Origin of the sequence: Nodularia sp. LEGE 04288 (assembly GCF_963896525.1) — a bacterium.
Lineage (GTDB): Bacteria > Cyanobacteriota > Cyanobacteriia > Cyanobacteriales > Nostocaceae > Nodularia.
The window spans coordinates 59,182-83,912 of sequence record NZ_CAWQOY010000105.1 but is presented as its reverse complement, the minus strand read 5'-3'; the positions used below and the strand labels follow the sequence as shown (position 1 = coordinate 83,912).

At 41.5% G+C, this 24,731-nt stretch carries 12 protein-coding genes; 9 read left to right on the top strand and 3 right to left on the bottom strand.

The window, feature by feature from the left end; translation table 11 throughout:
- Nucleotides 1-2: 2 nt before the first annotated feature.
- The 6 genes from AACX33_RS11310 (at nucleotide 3) to AACX33_RS11280 (ending at nucleotide 18,733) form a co-directional block, all read left to right on the top strand.
- Nucleotides 3-2,852 (top strand): type I polyketide synthase, encoded by a 2,850-nt coding sequence (locus AACX33_RS11310; protein WP_194003097.1) that lies wholly within the window; start codon nucleotides 3-5, stop codon nucleotides 2,850-2,852.
- Nucleotides 2,849-9,802, top strand: a complete 6,954-nt coding sequence (locus AACX33_RS11305; protein ID WP_194003099.1) for a condensation domain-containing protein — start codon at nucleotides 2,849-2,851, stop codon at nucleotides 9,800-9,802. The genes AACX33_RS11310 and AACX33_RS11305 overlap by 4 nt, the downstream gene beginning before the upstream one ends.
- Before the next feature lie 69 nt (nucleotides 9,803-9,871).
- Nucleotides 9,872-11,188 (top strand): lipase family protein, encoded by a 1,317-nt coding sequence (locus AACX33_RS11300; protein WP_194003101.1) that lies wholly within the window; start codon nucleotides 9,872-9,874, stop codon nucleotides 11,186-11,188.
- Between the two features lie 361 nt (nucleotides 11,189-11,549).
- On the top strand, nucleotides 11,550-15,056 hold the full coding sequence (locus AACX33_RS11295; RefSeq protein WP_194003103.1) for a LamG-like jellyroll fold domain-containing protein: 3,507 nt from the start codon (nucleotides 11,550-11,552) through the stop codon (nucleotides 15,054-15,056).
- A gap of 258 nt (nucleotides 15,057-15,314) precedes the next feature.
- Entirely contained in the window at nucleotides 15,315-17,105 is a 1,791-nt protein-coding gene (locus tag AACX33_RS11290) for an ABC1 kinase family protein (RefSeq protein WP_194003105.1), read from the top strand.
- Between the two features lie 395 nt (nucleotides 17,106-17,500).
- Complete coding sequence (locus tag AACX33_RS11280; RefSeq protein ID WP_194003107.1) at nucleotides 17,501-18,733, top strand: SGNH/GDSL hydrolase family protein; 1,233 nt, start codon at nucleotides 17,501-17,503, stop codon at nucleotides 18,731-18,733.
- A 61-nt stretch (nucleotides 18,734-18,794) separates the two neighbouring features.
- Here AACX33_RS11280 and AACX33_RS11275 read toward each other — a convergent pair whose 3' ends face one another.
- Nucleotides 18,795-19,199 carry a hypothetical protein gene (locus AACX33_RS11275; protein WP_194003109.1) on the bottom strand — a complete coding sequence of 135 codons (405 nt, stop codon included), beginning with the start codon at nucleotides 19,197-19,199 and terminating at the stop codon, nucleotides 18,795-18,797.
- 593 nt (nucleotides 19,200-19,792) lie between these two features.
- On the opposite strand from AACX33_RS11275, the gene AACX33_RS11270 reads away from it, so the two are divergent.
- Together AACX33_RS11270 and AACX33_RS11265 are read left to right on the top strand one after the other, a co-directional pair.
- Nucleotides 19,793-21,001 (top strand): RNA-guided endonuclease InsQ/TnpB family protein, encoded by a 1,209-nt coding sequence (locus AACX33_RS11270; RefSeq protein WP_227788676.1) that lies wholly within the window; start codon nucleotides 19,793-19,795, stop codon nucleotides 20,999-21,001.
- A 112-nt stretch (nucleotides 21,002-21,113) separates the two neighbouring features.
- Complete coding sequence (locus tag AACX33_RS11265) at nucleotides 21,114-21,992, top strand: alpha/beta fold hydrolase (protein ID WP_194000729.1); 879 nt, start codon at nucleotides 21,114-21,116, stop codon at nucleotides 21,990-21,992.
- A 67-nt stretch (nucleotides 21,993-22,059) separates the two neighbouring features.
- Here the strand turns inward: AACX33_RS11265 and AACX33_RS11260 are convergent, their stop codons facing one another.
- A complete protein-coding gene (locus AACX33_RS11260; RefSeq protein WP_194000749.1) occupies nucleotides 22,060-22,407 on the bottom strand; it encodes a hypothetical protein in 348 nt (115 codons plus the stop codon).
- A 94-nt stretch (nucleotides 22,408-22,501) separates the two neighbouring features.
- Nucleotides 22,502-23,986, bottom strand: coding sequence for a CIA30 family protein (locus AACX33_RS11255; RefSeq protein ID WP_194000727.1), 1,485 nt, complete (start codon nucleotides 23,984-23,986; stop codon nucleotides 22,502-22,504).
- 248 nt (nucleotides 23,987-24,234) lie between these two features.
- Here AACX33_RS11255 and AACX33_RS11250 point away from each other — a divergent pair, with 248 nt between their 5' ends.
- On the top strand, nucleotides 24,235-24,729 hold the full coding sequence (locus AACX33_RS11250; RefSeq protein ID WP_194000725.1) for a HugZ family pyridoxamine 5'-phosphate oxidase: 495 nt from the start codon (nucleotides 24,235-24,237) through the stop codon (nucleotides 24,727-24,729).
- Nucleotides 24,730-24,731 lie beyond the last annotated feature (2 nt).

Sequence of the window (24,731 nt, the reverse complement as noted above, 5' to 3'; positions counted from 1 at the left end):
AAATGGAAAAAATAGCAATTATAGGAGTTGGTTGTCGTTTTCCTGGTGCTGATAGTCCATCATCTTTCTGGGAACTTTTAGCTAATAAAGTAGATGCGATTAGGGAGCTATCATCACGACCATTTGATTGGGACTCGTTGCATGAGCATTCCGTAGTCCCTACCACTGGCAAATCAAAAAGCTTATGGGGTGGCTTTTTAGAACAAGTAGACTACTTTGATCCTCTTTTCTTCCAAATTTCTCCCAAAGAGGCAGACAGTATAGATCCTCAGCAAAGGTTGCTTTTGGAAGTTGCTTGGGAAAGTTTGGAAAATGCCGGAATAGTACCATCGGCAGAACTTAGTGGTAGTCAAACGGGGGTTTTCTTAGGTGCTACTACTTATGACTATGGGATAGTTTTATCTAAGAAAAATGCTCAAATTAACGCTTACAATGCAGTTGGCACCAGTTTGGGCATTATTGCTAATCGCTTGTCATATCTACTAAATCTACGAGGACCAAGTTTAGTCATAGATACTGCTTGCTCTTCATCACTGGTAGCACTTCACTACGCTTGCCAAAGTTTGTTGAGTGGAGAGTCTAATCTGTGTCTAGCTGGAGGAGTTAACCTAATTTTGTCATCAGAAGGAACAATCTCCTTCTCTCATGCCCAAATGATGGCAGCAGACGGTCGTTGCAAAACCTTTGATGCTGCTGCGGATGGTTACGTCCGAGGAGAGGGATGTGGAGTTGTAGTCCTAAAACGCCTTGCCGATGCACTGAGGGATGGAGACAATATTCAGGCGATTATTAGAGGTTCAGCCGTTAACCAAAATGGACTCAGTAATGGACTGACAGCCCCCAATGGACCTTCTCAACAAGCAGTTATCCGCCAAGCCTTAGTAAATGCTGGGGTTAAACCATCACAAATCAGCTATGTCGAGACTCAAGGTACGGGAACACCTTTGGGAGATGCCGTTGAGGTGAATGCTCTCAAAGCGGTGCTGATGGAAAGTAGGGAAGTAAATCAACCTTGTTGGATTGGTTCAGTCAAGACGAATATTGGTCATTCGGAAGCTGCTTCAGGGATCGCCGGATTGATAAAAGTAATTTTGTCGCTACAACATGGCGAGATTCCACCTCATCTGCATCTTAGAGAGTTAAATCCTTACATTAAAATTAAAAATACTCCTATTCAAATTCCCACAGAACTCGAAAAATGGCCAGCCCAAGGACAACCTAGACTGGCTGGAGTTAGCGCCTTTGGTTTTGGCGGTACGAATGCTCATGTAATTTTAGAAGAAGCGCCTCCTCAAGTTAAAAGTTCAAATTTGCGGGAGCGTGCTTTTGATTTATTAACTTTATCAGCAAAAACTGAACCAGCTTTGCAAGCATTGATCAGTCGCTATCAAAGTCACCTTGAGGCTGATCCAAAGCTAGAATTAGCAGATATTTGTTATACAGCGAATACAGGACGGGAGCATTTTAATCATCGCTTGGCTGTTGTAATTGATTCAAAAGAACAATTAATCGCACAACTAGCTGCTTTGACAACAGGAAACCATACTACTGGATTGTTCAGCAATCAAGCAAGTAAAAAGCAGCCGAAGATAGCCTTTCTATTTACTGGACAAGGCTCTCAGTACATCAACATGGGACGGCAACTCTACGACACTCAGCCCATATTCCGCCAAACTATTGAGCAGTGCAATGAGATTTTACGCCCCTATCTGGAACGTTCGCTGTTAGAGATACTATATCCTGACCAAGCCGAAGAACAAATTGCATCATCATTATTAGAGCAAACCGCCTATAATCAACCCGCTTTATTTGCCTTAGAATATGCCCTGTGTCAACTTTGGAAATCTTGGGGTATTCAACCAAATGCAGTCATGGGGCATGATGTCGGCGAATATGTTGCTGCAACTGTCGCCGGGGTGTTCAGGTTAGAAGATGGACTCAAACTTATTGCTCATCGGGGACGATTAATGCAGCAGTTACCATCTGGTAGCGAGATGGTGCCGCTGATGGCTACAGAGGATTTTTCAGCCATTGCTCATCAAGTAACCTATAAGCAGCCGCAAATTCCCATAGTATCGAATGTGACTGGCCAAGTTGCTGATGAACAGATTGCAACAGCACAATACTGGGTGAATCATCTATCGGGTGCGGTGCAGTTTGCTCAAAGTATACAGACATTACATCTGCTTGGATACCAAGTATTCTTAGAGATTGGTTCCCAGCCGATTTTATTGGGTATGGGGCATCAATGTTTACCAGATAGCGAGGGTCTGTGGTTGCCATCTTTGCGTCCTGGTTTCGACGAATGGCAGGTGATGCTCTTGAGTTTAGGACAGTTATATGTCACTGGATTTAAAGTGCATTGGGCAGGATTTGACCGTGATTATCCCCACCAGAAAGTTGCACTACCAACCTATCCATTTCAAAGAGAGCGATATTGGATTGACACAAATACTGTCCAGACTCAAAAGCGATATTTACCAAATATACAACAGCTACAATCAGCGGAAGAAAGCGATCGCCTGAGTCTATTAATAGCTTATCTTCAGGAGCAAGTCGGAATAATTTTAGGATTCAAAGGCTCTCAACGGCCAAGTCCAGAGCAAGGCTTTTTTGCGATGGGGATGGATTCCTTAATGGTCATGGAGTTGCGAAATAAAATTCAAGCCGATTTTAAATTAGATATCCCTATCGCCACCTTTATGGAAGGAGCTACTATTGTAACTATATCAACTCAACTCAACCATCAACTAGCTCCGATCAATGTTGATCAAACAGTGGAGCCAGAAAGTAATGATCAATTTCAGCTAGAGAACATCAAAGATAGTGATTGGATTGAGTTAGAACTATGAGTTTAGTAGAATTTTTACAAGACCTTTCCTTTAAAGGAGTTAAGTTAGGACTTGACGGAGAAAAACTGCGTATTGGTGGTTCCCAGTCTGTCTTAACTCCTGATGTCATTACTCAAATACAACAGCACAAAACTGAAATTTTACAGGTACTCCATGATTTCCCAGATATTTTAAATATTTATCCCCTCTCCTATGGTCAACAAGCCATGTGGTTTCTGTGGCAATTAGCACCTGAGAGTGGATTTTACAATGTGGCATTTACCTGTCGTATCTGTTCCCATGTAAATGTTACGACTTTGCAAAAGACTTTCCAGACTCTAATTGAACGTCATCCGCAGTTGCGTAGCAGTTTTCCCAAACAAGGTAACAAGCCAGTTCAACAGACCCATCAAACTCAGGTAGCAGACTTTCAGCAGATCAATGCTTCTACTTGGAGTGAGCATGAACTTGATCATAGGGTTTTTCAAGAATCCCAGCAACCCTTTGACCTTGAAAATGGGTCGGTAATGCGGGTGCGTTTATTTACTCACTCTGAACAAGAACATATTTTATTGCTAACAGTACACCATATTGCGATTGATGCTTGGTGTCTTCCATTACTAATGGAAGAAATGATCATGATCTATCCTGCCCTAGAGTCAGGGGTTCAGCCACCTTTAACTCCTCTGACGAACTCCTACATAGATTACGTGCGTTGGCAAAGAGAATTGTTGACAAGTGTTCCAGGAGAAAAACTTTGGAACTACTGGCAAAAAAAACTGGCGGGAGACTTACCTGTACTAAATTTGCCCACAGACAGACCACGACCACCTATACAAACCTATAACGGGGCTTCTCATCGATTCACACTATCTTCAAAGCTGACAGAACAACTTAAACAGCTTGCTCAAAGGGAAGGTGCGACTCAATCTATGGTTCTGCTGGCTGCATTTCAGGTTCTCCTATATCGTTACACAGGACAGGAAGATATTTTAGTTGGTGTTCCCACTTCAGGTAGAACTAAATCTGAATTTATGCCATTAGTTGGCTACTTTGTCGATCCAGTTGTGATGCGGGTGAATTTCTCAGAAAATCCCACTTTTCAGGAGTTTCTATCTCAAATTCGCTCCTGCGTATCGGAAGCATTGGCGCATCAAGATTTTCCCTTTGCTTTACTGGTAGAGCGATTACAATCAAAGCGAGATCCCAGCCGTTCCCCTATATTTCAGGCTTTATTTAACTTTGTTTTGCAGAACTTACGGCAGTTTGAGTATAGCCAACAATTGTTATTAGGTGGTGAAGTAGATCGAGAAGGATTTAAATTAAAACCTTACGAAATGTCCCAGATGGAGGGACAGTTTGATCTTGACTTGATGATGGCAGAAGGAAGTTCGGATCTGGTTGGGTCTTTCAGATACAACACCGATTTATTTGATGAACAGACTATTGCCCAGATGGCAGGTCATTTCCAAAATTTATTAGCAGGAATCATTTCCAATCCCCAGCAAAAAGTTAGTCAACTACCGCTGATAAATGAAGCCGAAAGACAGCAGATATTAATGGTATGTCACGACCCTGCTATCAAGGCTGAAAACAATATATTTATTAATCCTGAATGGGTAGATAATTCACCAATTTATGTATTAGATAATCATAGAGAATTACTTCCTTTTGGTGTAGAAGGAGAAATTTATATTGGTGATGCCCATTTAAATAGAAATTATTTGCAGCAGCAAGAACAAACTATCACTGAGGTTCTAGAACACCCCTTGTTGGGAAGTTTGTTGAGAACTGGAAGATGGGGTCGCCTGCGCCGAGATGGATCTCTAGAGGTACTGGGATTAATACAGCGGCAAGCCTGGATTGGGGGACACCGGATAAATTTCCAGACAATAGAGCAGGTGTTACTATCAATCTCTGGGATAGAAGATTGTTATGTTCTGGCACGGGAGGGAAAACTCGTGGCTTACATGGTTGGCTCAAAATCCTTATTAACTGAGTCTTTAAATGCTCATTTGCAGGCTAACTTGCCCGGTTATATGTTGCCAGTTGCCTATGTACAAGTATCGAATTTACCGTTGACAGCAACAGGGCAAATTGATGAGCAGGTTTTGACATCTTTAGAAGTGATTGATACCAAACTTCTAGAACAATGGCAGCAACAATTAAACAGCCATGCCGAAATTGAGCAAGCGGTAGTAATTGCGAGTTCGCGTCAGACACCTTCACCCTCACCACTCCACTTAGCAAAACTACTGCCACCAGGAACAAATAACACAGCAATTTCCTCACCGATTGCTGAAACTGCCTCTGTTATAGGTATTGTCCCGAAAGAAAAACCAGAATTTACAACACCCGCAATTAGTGATGGCGGTCCGCTGAATATTCCCGAAGATGCTCCCCAGACTTTAACAGAAGCATTAATACAAACAGCAACTCGATCCAAAAATCAAGGCATTACTTACATTTCGGCAAAAGGCGAAAACGAGTTTCAAACATACACTAGCCTATTAGACGAAGCGAAATGTATTCTTAACGGCTTGCAAAATCAAGGCTTGCGGCCAGGACAGCGAGTGATTCTGCAAATTGCATCTCTGCGAGATTATTTTCCCACCTTATGGGGATGCATTCTCGGCGGAATTCAGCCTGTAACTATAGCTGTAGCCCCTACTTACATAGAAAAAAATGGAGTTGTCAATAAGCTATACAATACATGGAAATTGCTCGACCATCCATGTATTTTAGCAAGTGATTCTCTCATAGAACCACTGGAAAATTTGCGTTCATTACTAGACCTACCAGAATTAAAAATTTGTTCTGTAGCAGAGTTAAAAAATTATTCAGCCACCTCAGAATTTTATCCTAGTCGCCCTGATGAAGTAGCTTTCTTACAGCTAACTTCTGGTAGTACAGGAGTTCCTAAGTGTATTCAAGAAACTCATCAAGGTATCATTGCTCATATCCATGCAGCTAAACAAATTAATGGATATGCAACTGAAAATATTAGCCTGAATTGGTTGCCAGTTGACCATGTTGTACCTATATTAACGTGCCACTTTAAAGATACATATTTGGGTTGTCAACAAATCGAAGTGGAAACAGCAGTTATCTTAGCTAGCCCTTTAAAATGGTTAGATTTGATTGAGCAATATCGAGTTTCTCACAGTTGGTCTCCAAACTTTGGATTTAAGTTAATTAGTGAAGCACTGGTAAAGACTCCCGGCAAAAATTGGGATCTCTCGTCAGTTAAATTCTTGATGAATGCAGGAGAACAAGTCACTCCTAGAGTTGTGCGAGAATTTCTGGCGACCGTTGCATCTTTTGGTATTTCTTCTCAAGTTATGCAACCAGCTTTTGGTATGGCTGAAGTCTGTACTTGCATGACTTATCAAAATCAGTTTAACGAGGAAACTGGTATTTATGGGATTAAAAAATCTTCTGTTGGTGGTCAGTTAGAGCTAGCAACAGATTCTCATGTTGATGTGATTGAGTTTACTGACCTTGGTCTTCCAGTTCCGGGAGTGCAAATTCGCATAGTTGATCATGAAAATTCTCTTTTACCAGAAGGGATAGTGGGGCGTTTTCAAATTAAGGGAAAAGTCGTTACTCCTGGTTATCTAAATAATCCCGAAGCTAATGCAGAAGCCTTTGTTGGAGACGGCTGGTTTAATTCAGGAGACTTGGGTTTTATTCTGAATGGTCATTTAGTTTTGACTGGACGAGAGAAGGAATTAATCATCATTAACGGAGTTAATTATTACTGCTATGAAATCGAAGATATTGTCAATAGCATTGCAGGTGTAGCTCCCACTTATGCAGGTGCTTGTGCATTCTCTAATCAACTGACAGGAACTGAAGGATTAGCAATTTTCTTTTCGCCTGAGCAAACAGAGTCTCAACTTAACTTGTCAGTTATTCAAGCCATTAGAAGAGAAGTTGCGGCTCAGTTAGGAATTAGTCCCACTTATGTGATTCCTGTAGAACGGCAGGAATTTCCTAAAACTACAAGTGGCAAAATTCAGCGTTCTCAACTCAAACAAAAACTAGAGTCTGGTGACTTTAGCTTGCTGATTCAAGAAATTGACATTCAACTAGGCAAAAATACGATTCCTGATTGGTTTTATCAGAAAGTCTGGTGTCAGAAACAGGCTCGAATTAATCCTATTTCTACTGTCAAACAAGCGGTGATAGTCTTTCTTGATGATTTAGGATTAGGACAATCAGTTTGTCAAAGACTGGAAGCTCAAAATTATTCTTGCATCAAAGTTGAAGCTGGAAATAGTTTTGTACAAATTAGCAGTAAACATTATGTAATCAATCCTGCTGATGAAAAAGATTATCACCGTTTAATAAAATCATTAGCAACTAACAATTATCCCATTGGTCATATTTTCCATCTCTGGAATTATGAAACCTATAATGATGGCATCTCTAACCTGGAAACTCTTGAGGTTAGTCAACAAAAAGGACTCTATAGCTTACTGTTTTTAGTCAAAGCAATAGAGCAACTGCATGAAACAAAAGATTGTGTACAGTTGCTATTTGTAGCTAGTTGCAGTCAATTTATTTTACCAACTGATGCGATCGCCTATGAAAAAGCAACAGTTTTGGGCTTCCTCAAAACCATCCCACAGGAAATACCTTGGTTAGACTGTCGCCATATTGATCTACCCATTGCTGCGGTTGAAATTAATAGAACTCATTTACTAGCAGAATTTTCTGCTTTGAGTTCAGAGCCGGAAATCGCTTACAGAGATGGACAACGTTTAGTTTCTCGTTTGCAAAAGACAGATTTTGCCGAAGAAGAACAGCAAGAACTTCCTTTTACAAAGGGTGGAGTCTATTTAATCACTGGTGGACTGGGAGGTATTGGCGTTAAGATTGCGAGGTATTTATTAGAACATTACCAAGCTCGTTTGCTGTTAATTGGTCGGACACCTTTACCAGATGAAAGCACCTGGGAGAATTATCAAGAAGGTGAAGATAAACTCTCAGCCAAGATTCAAGCTTATCAACAGCTAAGACAACTTCCCGGCTCAGTTCTCTATCAAGCTGTTGATATTTGTAATCTGGATGACATGAAACAGACCCTTAATTTGGTATCATCCCAGTGGAAAACTCAATTTGATGGAGTGATTCATTTAGCGGGAGGTTTGCCAGAACACCTAATCGCGTCTGAAACGAAAGAAAGCTTAATCGCTGGGTTGCAACAGAAGGTAATGGGAAGTTGGGTACTCCATCACCTACTGCAAAATCAGAATCCTGGTTTCTTCATCCACTTCTCCTCAGTCAATAGTTTCTTTGGAGGTACAGGTGTGGGCGCTTATGCAGCAGCTAACAGTTTCCAAGAAGCCTTTAGTACTTATCAAAGACAACATAGTTCCTGGCAAAGCTATTGCTTGAGTTGGAGTATGTGGGATGAAACCGGTATGAGTCGTGGCTATCCCATGAAAGACCTCAGTCAAGCCAAGGGATATTGTGCTATTTCGCCCTCTCAAGGTATGGATTCCTTGTTGATAGCTTTAGCACATCGCTCTAACCATGTTTTAATCGGATTGGATGCTGGCAAGTCACATATTCAGCGATTTACGTTAGATTGCCACAGTTTACAGCAATTAACTGCTTTATTTACAGCCAAGACTCGCGAATTATCCGTTGAGCAATTGCAAGTAAGCGATCGCCTTCAGCACGGCCTAGCCGATCGCTTCGGTACTCCCACTCACTGCCATTTTGTCCAACTGGATGAAATGCCTTTGACAGATTCAGGGGAAGTTGATATGAAACAGTTAACTCACACCTACACCGGATTGAAAGTTTCTGAACAAACAGAACCTCGCAATCAAGTTGAACGTCAGTTAGCTGAAATCTTTAAACAAGTACTGGATCTGGAAAAAATAGGTATCCATGATAACTTCTTTACACTAGGTGGTCATTCGGTACTAGCAGCGCAAATTGTATCTCAGATACAGGAGACTTTTGGGAGTGATCTGCAACTGTGGGTTCTGTTCCAGTCTTCCACCATTGCAGAATTAGCCCAAATTATTGAAAAGCCGGATCAATCATCAGGAGAACTGGCAAATGGTAATCAGGATATTGAAGAGGCTCTCACTTCTTATCCCTGCCTAGTTCCCATCAAACCAGGTGGCAGCAAGCAGCCTTTTTTCTGGATTCACCCGATGGCTGGTATAGTCTTTCCCTATTACCCTGTAGTCTATCAGCTTGGTTCTGATCACCCTGTCTATGGAATACAAGCACCAGGATTGCAGGGAGAGAAACAGCCTTTGAACCGAGTTGAAGACATGGCTGCTTATTACATTGAAGTCATCCGTTCAGTTCAACCTCAAGGACCCTACTTACTAGCTGGCTGGTCACTAGGAGCCTACATTGTTTATGAAATGGCTGTTCGTCTCAAAGAAGCAAATCAGGAAGTGGATTTATTGGTACTCTTTGATTCTCCTCCTGATTTGAAAACAGGCTACAAAGCCGAGGATCTCTGGAGAATAGCTGGTTTAATAGTAAGTGTGCCGGATATGTGGCCGTTGATCTACGATTACATTACTCAGGTCAGGGCAACTAAACCATCATCTTTGCAGCAATCCAAAAGTGCTGATCAGACTAAAGGTTTAATCAAAGGGATGCTGTCATTTTTTGGTCATCGTTCTGCTACCAAAAATCCCCAGATCATAAAAAGATTTGAGCAAGTTCGTGTCATACTTCGTCTATGGCAGATAGGGATAGCGAATGGTGACGCTTTATACCGATATAAAGCACCATCTTATGATGGCAAAGCTATTCTTGTGAAAACAAGTGATGTCCAGCTTGACCAAGATGAAACTTGGGGTTGGGGTGAATTAGTAAAAGGTGGTGTCGATGTACATACTGTATCCGGCAATCATCTTACCTTACTACGACATCCCCATGCGTCGGCGATCGCAGAAATCCTGAGCCGATACCTTGATTGTGTTCCCTAGTAAAGTTGACTATTGCAGTTCTATTTTATACCCGAATCTCATTTAAATTGATGAAATGGAGACATGACTATGACTATATCGTTGAAGTTGCGTAAAGGCTTTAGTTTTGATGAAGCTATCCTGATGACAACTCTTTCTAAGTACGCATATGATGTGTTCCAGTATGATGATGGCAGCGTTGACGATGTAGAGCTAAAGACAATTTACAAGGCTCTCTATAAAAATCAGGGATGGGAGTTAGTTCACACCATCCGTAATGACGACACGAATAATCGGGGACTAATTCTCAAAAATACTCAATCAGGAGTTGCTCATCAGTATGCAGTTTCCTTTCGAGGCACAGCCGGTATGGATAACGGTTCCATTGACCTGGATGGTGTAGTTTCTGATGTCGATTGGAAACTAGTTGATTATGGCGCTTTGGCTATCCAACGGGCAAAAGTCGTGCGAGGGTTTAATATAGCCTTTGAGTCCATTGCTGATGAAATTCAATTCTTCTTTAAGACTCTGCGGGGTGAATTAAAACCCTCTGATTTCCGGAAGCTCTATCAGTTACCTCCCCTACGGAAATTTGCCTGTCTTACTGCTTTGGCTGATGCGGGAGCAATCCGACTAGGAGCAGAGTTTGATGAACAAGCTCAATACTTAGTTCAGCAAGTATTTGCCGACGGTGAAATTGATGACGATGAAGAACTGGCGGAAGTTTTGACTTTTCTGGAAGAGGAGCTGTTATCTAAGCTAACACCATTAAATGAACAGATCGAGGTATGGGTAACAGGTCACAGTTTGGGTGGCTCCCTCTGTCAACTGGGGGGTCTGGCTTTGCGACGCTGGTTCGGTCCTGCTGCATCTGGGGGATTGCTAATCAAAGTTTATGCGATCGCCGCTTGTAAAATTGGTAATCAAGAATTTGTAAATTTCTACAACCAGCAAATAGGAGAAGAACTTAGCTATCGCATTGAAAATACGTTGGATGCTATTCCCAATATCCCCCTAGATGCTCCCTTCCCGATTTCTGCGATCGCTCCTGAAGGATTAAAGATCGGCAATGTTTTTCTTGGTAAGTTTTTTAACGGTGGTAAACCTATTTCAGTCACGGGATTAGGTGGTCAAAGTTCGTCCATATCCTTTGGCGGATTTGGAAGCATCCCGTTTACCGTACCGTTTCCCCACAGCCCTGAAACTTATATTCAATTATTGCAGGAGCAGCAACAATATTGGCAAGATTTGGCTCGTCCCGCTAAGGATGTTTTACGTCCTTTTCTGCTTGACCTGCTACATGATGAACAGAAAACAGATGTAAATCGTCAAGAAATCAGCGATTTAAATGGTAATAAAAAGACCAGCAGCGTCAAAAATAACGAAGATATAACTATCATCAAGTAAAAGGTACTAGTACCGCAGGGCGGAAGTCAAAAGTCAAAAAGCTGACTCTATAGGCTTTTCATTGATTGCTGATGGTTGTCTTATTTACGCCGTGCTGTACTAGGAATGAGGGATTGGAACAAAAAAATTGCTCTAATTCCTCCCATGTATTGGGAATTATTCTAGTCTCCGAGGTTTACCGAATTTTCTGTGCAAACAAGTGCAAGATCATTGACCACAGATGTCTAAAAACCTTCCTTTTTTCACCAGAAATAACTGTATAAATTTGAGGACTAATCAACCAACCTTTGATTTCTCAATCTCTGTGACACCTAGATTCAGTTTCTAGACTTATTCAGCAAGCATTTAGGTAATAAGCTTTATGTCAAATAATCTGATTTCCAACCAATCCGTGTTAGCGTTTGATGGACAAGATGATTACCTAGTTATTCCTAACCAAGATGCTATTAACTTTGATCAAAATCAAAATTTCTGTATCGAACTCTGGTTGAAAATTGGCACAATTGAACCTGGATCTAATACGATTTTTGATGTCAATATTATTGAAAAGTGGCAAGGAAGTGCTTTTCCTTATTCTATTCGTTATAGTTCTACCAAGGGAACAGTCTATGGCTCTCGCTATGATGGAAAAAATCCCTCTGTTTCCTCGAAAATATTGGTTAATGACGAAAAATTTCATCATGTAGCTTTTGTTAAACAAGACTCCCAGTTGTTCTTGTATATTGATGGTATTGAACAAAGTCAAACCCAAGATACAACAATTCAATCTACGCAAAATTATTCTCCTCTATATGTAGCGGCGGGTACTTCTATCAGTAAAGGAGGGGGGACTCGACGTTTTTTTGCGGGTCAAATTGCTGATCTTCGCATCTGGAATATTGCGCGCACTCCAGAAGAAATTCAGCAAAATATGAACTCCCGTCTCACGGGAAAAGAGCCAGGATTAGTGGGTTATTATCCCTTGAATGGCGATGATAATGATAAAACCAGCAATACTAATAATGGCACAATTAATGGTGCTGTTTGGCAACAAGAAGAACTACCAATTGAATTGGCAATATCTGGTGAAATGAACACAAAGAATTCTGTCTTATTCTTTGATGGTATAGATGATTATGTTAAATTGCCTGATGGAATTTTAACAGCTTCCTATACCAAAGAAGCCTGGATTAAACTTCCCGAACCAGCCAAACCAGAAAGCAATATTCTCTCTGGAAATCAGCACGCGCTGTTTGCACCCAATGCGATCGCTGCTGGACATAATGGGCAATGGTATATGGTACAAACTCCCCAACCATGCCTGAAAAACACTTGGCTGCATATAGCTCTCACCTATGATAGCCAAACGCAGATCATGTGTTTGTATCAGGATGGTCAATTAGTCAGCCAAGCGAGTAATATTCCTCCCTTCGATCCCGGTGATCGCACTCTTGACATAGGTATCCATAGGAACAGCTATTTCTTTAAAGGCGAAATTGCTGAAGCGCGTGTTTGGAATTTTGCGAGAACGCAAGAAATGATTGAAAAAACCATGTCTTCCCGTCTAACAGGTCAAGAAACGGGATTAGCGGCTTATTATCCTCTGAATGAAGGTTCGGGTAATGTCGCTACTGACAAGACAGCTAAAGGCAATAATGGCACGATTAATGGTGCTACTTGGAAACAAGAAAAACTGCCAATTCAAGCGACAATCTCTGGTGAAATTGAGAGTAGCAATGTAATTACAGATAGTCATAATCCTACCAGCAATAAAATTATGGATTCAAATACCACAAATAATTCTGTGTTGTCATTTGATGGCATAGATGATAGCCTTACCCTGTCTAAAGGTTTTCCCACAATCGATAAAGCAATCACCATCGAATTTTGGGCTAAAGGAGAAAATAGTGTCACAGAATCCACCAGTGTTTTTGAAGCTTATAATTCTCAGAATTCTCGCGTTTTAAATGTTCATTTACCTTGGGGAAATTCTTGGATTTTTTGGGATGCAGGTAATGAAAATGGGTATAATCGCATCGACAAAGGAGTTAAACTAGAAGAATATAATTCCTGGACACATTGGGCTTTTGTCAAAGATGCTTCCACCGGGAAAATGTTTATTTATCGTAACGGCGAAATCTGGCATCAAGGTGAGGGAAATACAAAAACTCTAAGCGGAATTCAAAAATTTGTTATTGCTTCTTCTGTCTATGGTAGTCACTATTGGAAAGGTTCTTTGACGGAGTTTCGCATCTGGAATATTGCTCGCACTCCAGAAGAAATTCAGCAAAATATGAACTCCCGTTTGACGGGAAATGAGCCAGGATTGGTAGGTTATTATCCTTTAAATGGAGATAGTAACGATAAAACTAGCAATGCTAATCACGGCACAATTAATGGTGCTATTTGGCAGCAAGAAAAACTGCCAATTCAAGCAGAAATATCTGGTGAAATTGATATTCCTGAAAATCAACAACCGGCTGAAGTAGTACAACCTCCTGAATCCTTAGCTATTCCTGAAAATCAACGACCGGCTGAAGCAGTACAACGCCCTAAATCCTTAGCTATTCCTGAAAATCAACAACCGGCTGAAGCAGTACAACGCCCTAAATCCTTAGCTATTCCTGAAAATCAACAACCCACTGAAGCAGTTTTAAAGTTGCGTAAAGGCTTTAGTTTTGATGAAGCTATCCTGATGACAACTCTTTCTAAGTACGCATATGATGTGTTCCAGTATGATGATGGCAGCGTTGACGATGTAGAGCTAAAGACAATTTACAAGGCTCTCTATAAAAATCAGGGATGGGAGTTAGTTCACACCATCCGTAATGACGACACGAATAATCGGGGACTAATTCTCAAAAATACTCAATCAGGAGTTGCTCATCAGTATGCAGTTTCCTTTCGAGGCACAGCCGGTATGGATAACGGTTCCATTGACCTGGATGGTGTAGTTTCTGATGTCGATTGGAAACTAGTTGATTATGGCGGAATGGCTATCCAACGGGCAAAAGTCGTGCGAGGGTTTAATATAGCCTTTGAGTCCATTGCTGATGAAATTCAATTCTTCTTTAAGACTCTGCGGGGTGAATTAAAACCCTCTGATTTCCGGAAGCTCTATCAGTTACCTCCCCTACGGAAATTTGCCTGTCTTACTGCTTTGGCTGATGCGGGAGCAATCCGACTAGGAGCAGAGTTTGATGAACAAGCTCAATACTTAGTTCAGCAAGTATTTGCCGACGGTGAAATTGATGACGATGAAGAACTGGCGGAAGTTTTAACTTTTCTGGAAGAGGAGCTTTTATCTAAGCTAACACCATTAAATGAACAGATAGAGGTATGGGTAACAGGTCACAGTTTGGGTGGCTCCCTCTGTCAACTGGGGGGTCTGGCTCTGCGACGCTGGTTCGGTCCTGCTGCATCTGGGGGATTGCTAATCAAAGTTTATGCGATCGCCGCTTGTAAAATTGGTAATCAAGATTTTGTAGATTTCTACAACCAGCAAATAGGAGAAGAACTTTGCTATCGCATTGAAAATACGTTGGATGCTATTCCCAATATCCCCCTAGATGCTCCCTTCCCGATCTCTGCGATCGCTCCTGAAGGATTAAAGATCGGCAATGTTTTCCTTGGTAAGTTTTTTAACGGTGGTAAACCTATTTCAGTCACGGGATTAGGTGGTCAAAGTTCGTCCATATCCTTTGGCGGATTTGGAAGCATCCCGTTTACCGTGCCGTTTCCCCACAGCCCTGAAACTTACATTCAATTATTGCAGGAGCAGAAACAATTTTGGGAGCAGTTGGCTCGTCCCGTTAAGGATATTGTACGTCCTTTTCTGCTCGAACTGCTGCGTGATGAACATAGAAGCGATGTCAATTCCGATGAATAATCAGCGACTTAAAAGGTGATAAAAATACCAGCAGCGTCAATAGTGCAGATATAACTATCATCAAGTAAACAAGTAAAAGGGAGTGGTGATGAGGGATTGGATCAAAAATTTGCGCTAATTCCTCCCTTATTCTGCGAATCTAGCAGTCTCCGGTACCAGAGCGGCATTTCTTTAACTATCAAATCTGTATATTTTGCTGGTATTATTTGTTGTTTTTTAGCTTATACTGTTTCACACTTATGAATTTTATAATTAAAAATGAAACATAGTACACTACCGTTACCAGATAATCTTGCCGCTATTGCCAACCATCGCCAGCCGCCTGGGAAACTTTGGTCACGTCGCTTGACTATTTTAAATTCGTTTTTATTGTTCGCCATTTTCCTAGTATGGGACTGGCTAACTCGGCGCTTGCAACGGAATCAGCAGCTACGAGCCAAAATGTTAGTGCAGAAGCTGATTCAGTTAGGTCCAACATTCATCAAATTGGGACAAGTGCTTTCTTGTCGTCCCGATCTCATACCACCCATTTATGTAGACGAACTCACTCATCTGCAAGACCAATTACCTCCCTTCTCTAATGATCAAGCTTATAAGGTAATAGAAGAAGAACTCGGATGTCCCTATGACCAAATCTATGCTGAACTGAATCCCGAACCTGTAGCTGCTGCTTCTTTAGGACAAGTTTACAAGGGAAAACTCAAGACAGGTGAAATCGTCGCTGTCAAGGTGCAACGACCTGGAATCATCGATATCCTGGTTCTAGATATTTATTTACTACAGCAATTATCAACTTGGGTACAAAAAAATGTTTCATTCATCCACACCAATATTAGAGCTTTGACCGATGAACTTGCTAATAGTATCTTTAAAGAGATGGACTATGTTCAAGAAGGTTTAAATGCCCAGAAATTTGCCCAACTCTACGGTAATTTGCCGCAAATTTATGTGCCACGCATCTATTCAGCGTACACCACGAGTCGAGTCCTGACAATGGAGTGGGTTAATGGCGTAAAAATCACCTCAACTGACGTGATTCTCGCCCAAGGATTAGACCCTGCTGATTTAATTTCTCTAGAATTTAAATTTGCTTTACAACAACTGCTCAAAGGTGGGTTTTTTCATGCCGATCCTCACCCAGGTAATGTACTAGTAACCCCAGATGGGAAATTAGCTTACCTGGACTTTGGCATGATGAGCGAAGTTGTACCAGAGACGCGTGACTTGTTGATTATCTTCTTTTTACATTTGGTGACTGGTGATTTTCCAGCCCTTGCTCAAGACCTGATTTTATTAGAATTTTTACCCCCAGGAACTGATGTAGTTCCCTTAATTCCCAAACTGACTGAGATGTTTGGCAATATTCGGGAAACTAGTATCGCTGAATTGGGCTTCAAGCAAATGTTTGAGAAGCTATTAAGTTTAATTTACGAATATTCCTGGCAAATTCCTAAATTCTACGTGTTAGTTTTTAGATGCTTTGCCACCATTGAAGGAATAGCTCTCAAATTTAATCCCGATTTTCAGGCTTACAAATTCGGGTATCCCTATATTGCACAATGGGTATTAACCAATCGCTCGCCTGTTTTATGGGATGCTCTCAAAAATTTCTGTTTGAACAACAAGACTATCCAATGGGAGCTAGTGTCAGATTTATTAAATGGTATTTCTCAAAGTGATGATTTTAACCTTTCCCTGACATTAGATCGAATGTTAGAGTTTTTATACTCTTCTCAAGGAAATTCATTACGTAATGTTCTAGTTAATGAAGTTGTTACCAATCTAGAAAAGCTCTCAAAAGAAAGTTTCGATGAGATCATGATGTGGACGAGAGTAATAAACACTCCTTTCGCTTCAGTGACCAGACTAAATGAAATTTGGCACAAGATCCAGCAATTTATAGGTAAATTTTTACTCGTTGTCCCTTTAAACTTTGTCTCTATCGCTGAATTTTCTAAACTGTTTTTCCGGACAGAAGCCCAGCGTTTAGGACAGGAAATAGCCAATCAATTAGGAAGGCGGATATTCATGCGTTTCATCCAAATTTAAAGAGAAAAAAAATTGGTTTGACGCGAAAAAAAAGGCCTATGGCTACCGTGAACGGGGTGAAGCCAAACGATAAGCATTCCTAACGCAATTATCCACCCTACCAGTGGAGAAAATTGTCTATTTTGATGAGTCAAGAATGGACAATCGAGAGCAGTATGATGATGATTGGAACCTTGCGGGGGGACAAAAAGGCTAGGATACAGAGAAAATCAGCTTCATCGCCCTTTCTCCTTGTTGATAAAACCTACGCTTATTTAGGAACTAATATTATTAACTCAGCCACTAGTTTATAGCAATTTTCCATGGAATTGACCCAGTTTTAATGTAAATTGATATCAGCATAAGACCAAATTTGATTTGCCTCCATTATTTGTTGAAAGGAAAGCGTAAAAGCGATGCATTCATTTACATTTCAAGCCCCAAAAACTTTGGTTTGGTTAGCGACTCTAGGTACTCTTTCTTTCTCCATTGGCACGTTCAGTCAACTCCGACCCACAGTTGCCCTAACAATCCCAGAAGAACTCACTCAGATAACTACAGAGTTTAATGCCTTACTCGATCAAGAAATTAGCGCGTTGAATGGGACACTATCAGGGAGCAATATTTCACTCATGGATGCGAATACTCTTTTCGCTGATGTCCTGCTCAAGGAGCTAACAGAAACTAATCAGTCCTGCGTCCAAGGACCTCTCTTAGCCCATGCTATTGCACCCACCAGCATTTGCTCTGATCCAGAAAATTTCCTTTACTACGACGAGATTCATATCACCACCACAGTCCATAGCCGAATTGCAGATATTGCGATCGCAACCTTAAGCCCAGAAGTTCTGAGTGAAACTACTAAACTTATTGTGTTTGGGGATAGTTTCAGCGATGTGGGAAATATCTCCGGTTTTTCTAACGGCACTTTCCCATTTCCAGTTGCCATTCAAGGACCTCTTGCCGGGGAACCGTTATATGCATCAGGTGCATTTACCAATGGTCTGGTTTGGTGGCAGTACCTTGCAAACCAAATGTTTCTAGAAGAGCCTGTTCCTTTTTACGAAAATGTGAGTACAGGAACTTTTCTCACCTCTATCCCCGATGAAGGGATCAACTTTGCCGTAGGCGGAGCAACCAGTGGCATAGATAATTTAGGTAATGTCCAAACTCCGCCTTTTCCAATTGATCTACCGGGACTCCAGGATCAGATAGAAGCGTTTGACCTGGTCGTGGGAGAGGGTGGAGAAGCAGATCCAGATGCTCTTTACATAGTTTGGGCGGGAGCTAATAACTTTTTCGGAGCTTTCATTCCACAAGACCCGACTAATCCCTTTGCCCCATTCCCAGACTTGACAAAAGACCCGACTTTGCCTGTCAGTGATATTAGTGCTGCCATTAAGAGCTTGTATGCTTTAGGAGCAAGAAATTTTCTGGTTGGGAACAGATTTGACTTAGGCCAGACACCTCTAGCTCAAGAATTGCAAGTCGTAAATACGCCTGTCCCGACCTCTGTAGCTGAACCTAATCAGCTAGCCGGAATAATTATTGGTTTAGGGTTCATTCTAATTACTCGTGGTAAATCTAGCAAGCGTGTCATGAAGGTCAATAATAAATACTTGACCGACGCTCTAGGCATGAGGGTGTGAGAATATCTCAGCCCTCTACCAGAGTCCCGGTGCCGCCCAGTTTCATAGGTTAGATCGGTTGTCAATTTTCTACCGTTTCAGCTTTTTCTTGTAGGTAAAGCAATCTCGCAATCATTGCCATAAAACCGATACTACCCGTAGTAACAACTAGAAATAGCCAAGGCAGTGGACGCATTCCAAGTGCCTTGGCCTGAGGTACAACAAAGCTCCATCCAATACCTATACTCAGAAGCAAATCTAACCAAATCTGATTACCCCAAAAATTTCTGATATGCTCAGTCCAAAATCCCAACAAACCTCCAGAAGCTACTGCGTAAACCGAGAATGTTAAGAACAAAACCGACAGGAAGGCAGGAAAAATCCATAGATTTTTTATATGGACATTATTGTCTCTAAAGGTGACGTACAACGCAAATAGCAGGAAAAGAAACAGTGTAATTGTTGGTATCAGAGATGTGATTGACATTTGTATTTTATGGTTATCATCATTGCAGCTATTTTAGCACCAGAGAAACATACAGCTACAAGCATCTACAAGGATATGGACAATTTTTTGGAGGTAGGAAAATAAGTATATTTTTAGGGATATTTCCCAGAATGAACAGTAAGTATATGTTTGGAGTTATAGGGATGGAAACCATAATCATAAACAAACAAGTCAATGATATAGTCTAGATTTTTTTTGAGCCTGTCAAGACTAGTTGTACTCCTGCTATAATTCATCATGTAAATTTGATTATCTAGAGTTTTTTGATGTCGAAACCTTCCTCCATTATCGATGCTGATATGAGTCTATCTGTGACTCCAGAACTTCTCAAAGGTGTGCAAGCTTTCCTTTATCAATGATGGAATAAGTATAGAGGGAATTTTTGAGGTTGATGATGTCTGCGACGGGCTACGCCTACGCCACGGTTGAGTGTCCAAGTCAAGTCAGATTTAGTTCTCTTTAGACTTTATTTACCAAAGAATTGGGTCTAAAGCCCCGTCATTCTACGACGGCTTTTTCATGATTGTTGCTCATAATTGTGGTACGATTACGTTAGTGCAACTGACGTAACCATGCTGGTATTTGAGGCAAAACTTGAGGGTACAAACGAACAGTATCAGTCGCTTGACGAAGCGATTAGAACTGCGCGGTTTGTTCGCAATGCTTGCTTGAGATACTGGATGGACAATAAGGGTATTGGGCGATACGACCTGAGTAAATTCTGCGCTATCCTTGCCGCTAATACCAAGTTTCCTTGGGTAGCCAAGTTGAACTCGATGGCTCGTCAAGCTTCGGCGGAAAGAGCGTGGTCTGCGATTGCTAGATTTTTTGATAACTGCAAGAAATCTCAACCAGGGAAGAAAGGTTATCCACGATTCAAGAAAGAGCAAACGCATGGTTCTGTTGAGTACAAAACTAGTGGATGGAAGCTTTCTGATGACCGGAGATACATCACTTTTAGCGATGGATTTAAAGTGGGAACTTTCAAGCTCTGGGGAACTCGTGACCTGCATTTTTACCAATTGAAACAATTTAAGCGAGTGCGGGTGGTGCGTCGTGCTGATGGTTACTATGCCCAGTTTTGCATTGACCAAGAGCGAGTAGAAAGACGAGAGCCAACGGGTAAAACTATTGGTATTGATGTTGGTTTGAACCACTTCTACACCGATAGTAACGGGGAAACAGTTGCAAACCCTAGACACCTGCGTAAGTCCGAGAAGTCTTTGAAACGGCTGCAACGTCGTTTGTCTAAAACTAAAAAGGGTTCTAACAATAGAATCAAGTTTAGAAATAAACTTGCTCGTAAACACCTCAAAGTAAGTCGTCAGCGTCAAGATTTTGCCGTGAAAACAGCAAGGTGCGTAGTGAAGTCTAACGACCTCGTGGCGTATGAAGATTTGCAGGTGCGGAATATGGTCAAGAATCATCGCTTGGCTAAATCTATTAGTGATGTGTCGTGGTCGTTGTTCCGGCAATGGGTTGAGTATTTCGGTAAGGTTTTTGGTGTAGTGACTGTTGCAGTTTTGCCCCATTACACTAGTCAGAATTGCTCTAATTGTGGTGAGATTGTTAAAAAATCTCTTAGTACCAGAACCCATGTTTGTTCTCATTGTGGGCATACCCAAAACCGGGATTGGAACGCGGCGCGGAACATTTTAGAACTCGGATTGAGTACGGCGGGTCACGTCGGAACTAACGCCTCTGGAGACATCGACCTCTGCTTGGGTGGAGAAATCCCTCCAAGTAAGTCGAGTCGCGGAAAGAGGAAACCCAAGAAGTGATTCTTGGAATCACCGTGGCTTCAGTCCGGTGAGGATGTCAAGAATTAGCTCCAAACTCTAAGTCTAAGATGAAAAAGCAAGCTTGATATTTTTTCACTTACAGGAGAATAACATGAGTTTTGACGCTCAAGAAAATCACACCCAAGAATATAAAACTGTCGAGCTACCCCAAGGAATACTTCACTACAGCGATCGCGGACAGGGACCAATATTAATCTTTCTACACGGGCTTCTGGTTAACGGACGACTCTGGCGTGATGTTGTATCTCTACTCGAAGGCGAGTTTCGCTGCATTGTCCCAGACTTACCTCTCGGCTCTCATGTCCAACCAATGAACCCCGACACTGACTTAACTCCACCTGGTCTTGCTCGCTTAGTAGCAGATTTTGTTACAGCCCTTGGTTTAGATGATGTCACCTTAGTTGGTAACGATACAGGCGGTGCTATATGCCAATTAGTCATTAACCAGTACCCCGAAAAAATATCAGGACTTGTACTTACTAACTGTGATGCTTTTGAAAACTTTTTACCGCTGTTGTTTCGTCCCATTCAATATGCTGCTCACATACCAGGCTTTATATTTGCATATGCACAGTTAATGCGCTGGCGTTTAGCTCGACATATCTTGTTTGGGCTACTTGCACACAAACCCTTGGAGTCAGAAGAAGAGTCTGCATACTTTACACCGCTAATTCGTTTTTCTGGCGTGCGTCATGATCTAACTAAAGCTGTGCGTGGTATTTCCAATCGTTACACTCTTGAAGCAGCCCGTTCCTTTCCCAATTTTAAGCAGCCAGTTTTGATTGTTTGGGGTGAAAACGATCCATTCTTTTCTGATCACTTTGCTGAACGCCTCAAAAAATCCTTCCCTAATGCTCAACTAGAGCGTGTGGCAAAATCGCGTGCTTTTGTACCTGAAGATCAACCTGAACTGCTAGCGCAGTTGATTACAAATTTTGCTGTTACTGTTGCTGCATCGGTGAGAGGTTAAGGGAAAAGGAGCGATCAGGTTTACAGAGAATGGTTTCATAGAAAGTTACCACACAATCAAAGAAACCCTATGAACCAGGTGATTCTATTTGAGAAACCCGTTTTTCCAATTTATTAACTTGTTGCTTTAATTCCACAATTAACGTAGCCAAGCGCTCAAATCTTTGCTCTAGCGGCGATAAATTACGTTCAGCATCCGTTCGCTGTGGTGAGGTCAGCGATGTTCTTGGTGATGGAGATTTACCCATTTGACTCAACTGAGACTCTACTCGCCTTAAGCGCGACTCAACACGATTGAAATCTGCTTGTAGATTGTTAAAGCGAGACTCGATTTGCTGTGATGAGGCTGGGTTAGATAATAAGCCCATCCAAACGATAATTACCAAAACTCCGGCTAAAATTAATCTGCGAAACATTTGATTGACTCCTGCGGTGGAGGTAGGAGGTGGGAAATGATCATCTGTTTTTGGTATTCTCCCTGTCTCCATGTCCCCCTTTTGCTACTTTGATTTATTCATCTGGCTGTAAGTTAGAAAATAGCTGCTGCCAATTGATATAATTAGCATTATTTTCACCTGCTTTGACTTCTAAGGTGATATTATGAGCATCTGATTGTTGTAGCGATCGCACACAAATTTCAGCTACATCATCGCGGCTAATCTTGCCCCTAATATTATCACCTTGTTCAAAGATTAATTCCTTGCCACCTGTTTCCTCAGTTAAAGCACAAGGTCTAATAATTGTATAAGGAATCCCACTGGCTCTTAAACTCTCTTCCCCTTTCAACTTCCAAGTTAAGATTCCTCCCAATTGGTCATTTAATCTCACGGCTGGGGGTTCCTCATCTAAATTAATCCCTGGTCTTCCCGGACGAGTTACTCCGGCTGAACTAACAAGGACAAACTGCGGAACAGCCTCCCCACCATAAGCCTTGATGGATTCTATTTGGAGCGCAAAATTACCAGGTGAAAACTTGGGATTTAAAGCCCCATCATATTCAAACTTACTCAACATCAGTTGGAATGAGGAAATTTTCCCAGCATAAATTGGCGGCGCATCTGGCAAAACTTTGGCGCGAAATACAGGAACCAAATCTTTAAAAGGAACGCGAACAGTTATCCAAGTATTATCTACAGTGTCAAAAGAATGACTATAACCAACACCATCCCATTTTGGATCTGTCCGTAAAAATAGTTTATAACGCTGACCGTCACCTTTAACCCGAAGTTCGACACCTTCGTAATCAGATAAATTAAAGGGAGGTTCAAAATTCTTCGTTCTCACCGAAGCAAATCCGCCAGAGTTAGCCGTGGAGACATTCCCAGCAAATACAGCGGTATTTTCTAATAATTGCATATTACTGGCACTCACACCACCCATAACCACATCATCCACTGCACCCCAAACATTTCTTAATTCCGCCGAAGGATTAGTGAAATCAAATATCAGTTTTTCATTAGCTGGAGGTAGATATTTAGCCGCAGCTTCTACCAAGTTTTTCACACCTTGATATTCCACATTTTCGGGAGTATCCCCGACAATTTCCGGCAGATAAAATTTCACACCCTGCTTATACTTCGCTCTATCTGGTGTGTCGCCTTCTACTGGTTGTACACGGACGGAGGTACAACAAACTACAGCTTGGATATTAGCCATCACCATAGAATTCAAAGTTTCTGGTTTAGTGATATCCCCAGCGACTAAATCAATATCATCGCCGAGAATTGACCGTGCTTTCTCTATATCTCGTACAAGGGCGCGAACTTTTTCCCCCCGTTCCAGCAGTCGCTGCACAACTCGTTTTCCCACTCCACCCGTCGCACCAGCCACCAGTATTACACCCACATTTCTTCCTCCATTGGGTAGATTTTGATTATCGTTGGGACGACCTTGAATTAACTGCTGTACCCAGTTCAGCAAAGGAAACACCTCGAAATAAGTTAAGGTGTCGATAAATCTGCCTAAGTCCCATTGAGAACGATTTTTGTCAGCCACAATCGCGTCCTCATAATTTTTTTTCTGTTACATATATGATAACGGAACCATTGGCAGCAATTAAGAGGCAGGGGGGCAGGGAGCAGGGAGCAGGGGTGAGATGGAAATTACACTGATACTATCTTCTTTTTTTCCGACTCTGTGTACTCTGCGCCTCTGTGGTTAGTTATTTCTGCAATGTTCCATCTTCTTGCTCAAGCGCGTTAGGATACTTAAGAAAATATTGCTATGAAAACAGAAATTTACTTATGAGCCAAATTGAGCAAGCTCAAGCTGAGTATGAAACTTTTCCCCAAGCAGTTGAAAGTGTAATCATTAGCACGGTTAATTCAGCAGGTGTACCCAATGCTAGTTACACTCCTTTCGTGATGGATGATGCTAAAAATATCTATATCTACGTGAGTGGTTTAGCAACCCATACCCAAAATCTTCATGTCAATCCTCATGTGAGTGTCTTATTTATTGAGGATGAATCGAAAAGTGACCAAATTTTTGCCCGTCGTCGCTTGAGTTTTGATTGTACCGCGACCTTGATAGAGCGTGAAACTGAGACTTGGAATCAAATTGTTACCCAATTTCAAGAACGTTTTGGCGAACTTATTCAAGTTTTTCGCGGTTTACCAGACTTTCGGATTTTTCGCTTAACTCCTAGCGCTGGTCGTTTTGTGATTGGTTTCGGGACAGCTTATCAAATTAGTGGTGACCAACTCGATAAACTAGTTCATATTAAGGGCAATAAATAATA

Excerpts from the sequence above, each read along its gene's own strand:
- AACX33_RS11275 (WP_194003109.1), bottom strand. The coding sequence starts at position 19,199 with ATGTCAATCACATCTCTGATACCAACAATTACACTGTTTCTTTTCCTG.
- AACX33_RS11305 (WP_194003099.1), top strand. The coding sequence starts at position 2,849 with ATGAGTTTAGTAGAATTTTTACAAGACCTTTCCTTTAAAGGAGTTAAG.
- AACX33_RS11310 (WP_194003097.1), top strand. The coding sequence starts at position 3 with ATGGAAAAAATAGCAATTATAGGAGTTGGTTGTCGTTTTCCTGGTGCT.
- AACX33_RS11295 (WP_194003103.1), top strand. The coding sequence starts at position 11,550 with ATGTCAAATAATCTGATTTCCAACCAATCCGTGTTAGCGTTTGATGGA.
- AACX33_RS11260 (WP_194000749.1), bottom strand. The coding sequence starts at position 22,407 with ATGTTTCGCAGATTAATTTTAGCCGGAGTTTTGGTAATTATCGTTTGG.
- AACX33_RS11280 (WP_194003107.1), top strand. The coding sequence starts at position 17,501 with ATGCATTCATTTACATTTCAAGCCCCAAAAACTTTGGTTTGGTTAGCG.
- AACX33_RS11270 (WP_227788676.1), top strand. The coding sequence starts at position 19,793 with ATGCTGGTATTTGAGGCAAAACTTGAGGGTACAAACGAACAGTATCAG.
- AACX33_RS11290 (WP_194003105.1), top strand. The coding sequence starts at position 15,315 with ATGAAACATAGTACACTACCGTTACCAGATAATCTTGCCGCTATTGCC.
- AACX33_RS11265 (WP_194000729.1), top strand. The coding sequence starts at position 21,114 with ATGAGTTTTGACGCTCAAGAAAATCACACCCAAGAATATAAAACTGTC.
- AACX33_RS11250 (WP_194000725.1), top strand. The coding sequence starts at position 24,235 with ATGAGCCAAATTGAGCAAGCTCAAGCTGAGTATGAAACTTTTCCCCAA.
- AACX33_RS11300 (WP_194003101.1), top strand. The coding sequence starts at position 9,872 with ATGACTATATCGTTGAAGTTGCGTAAAGGCTTTAGTTTTGATGAAGCT.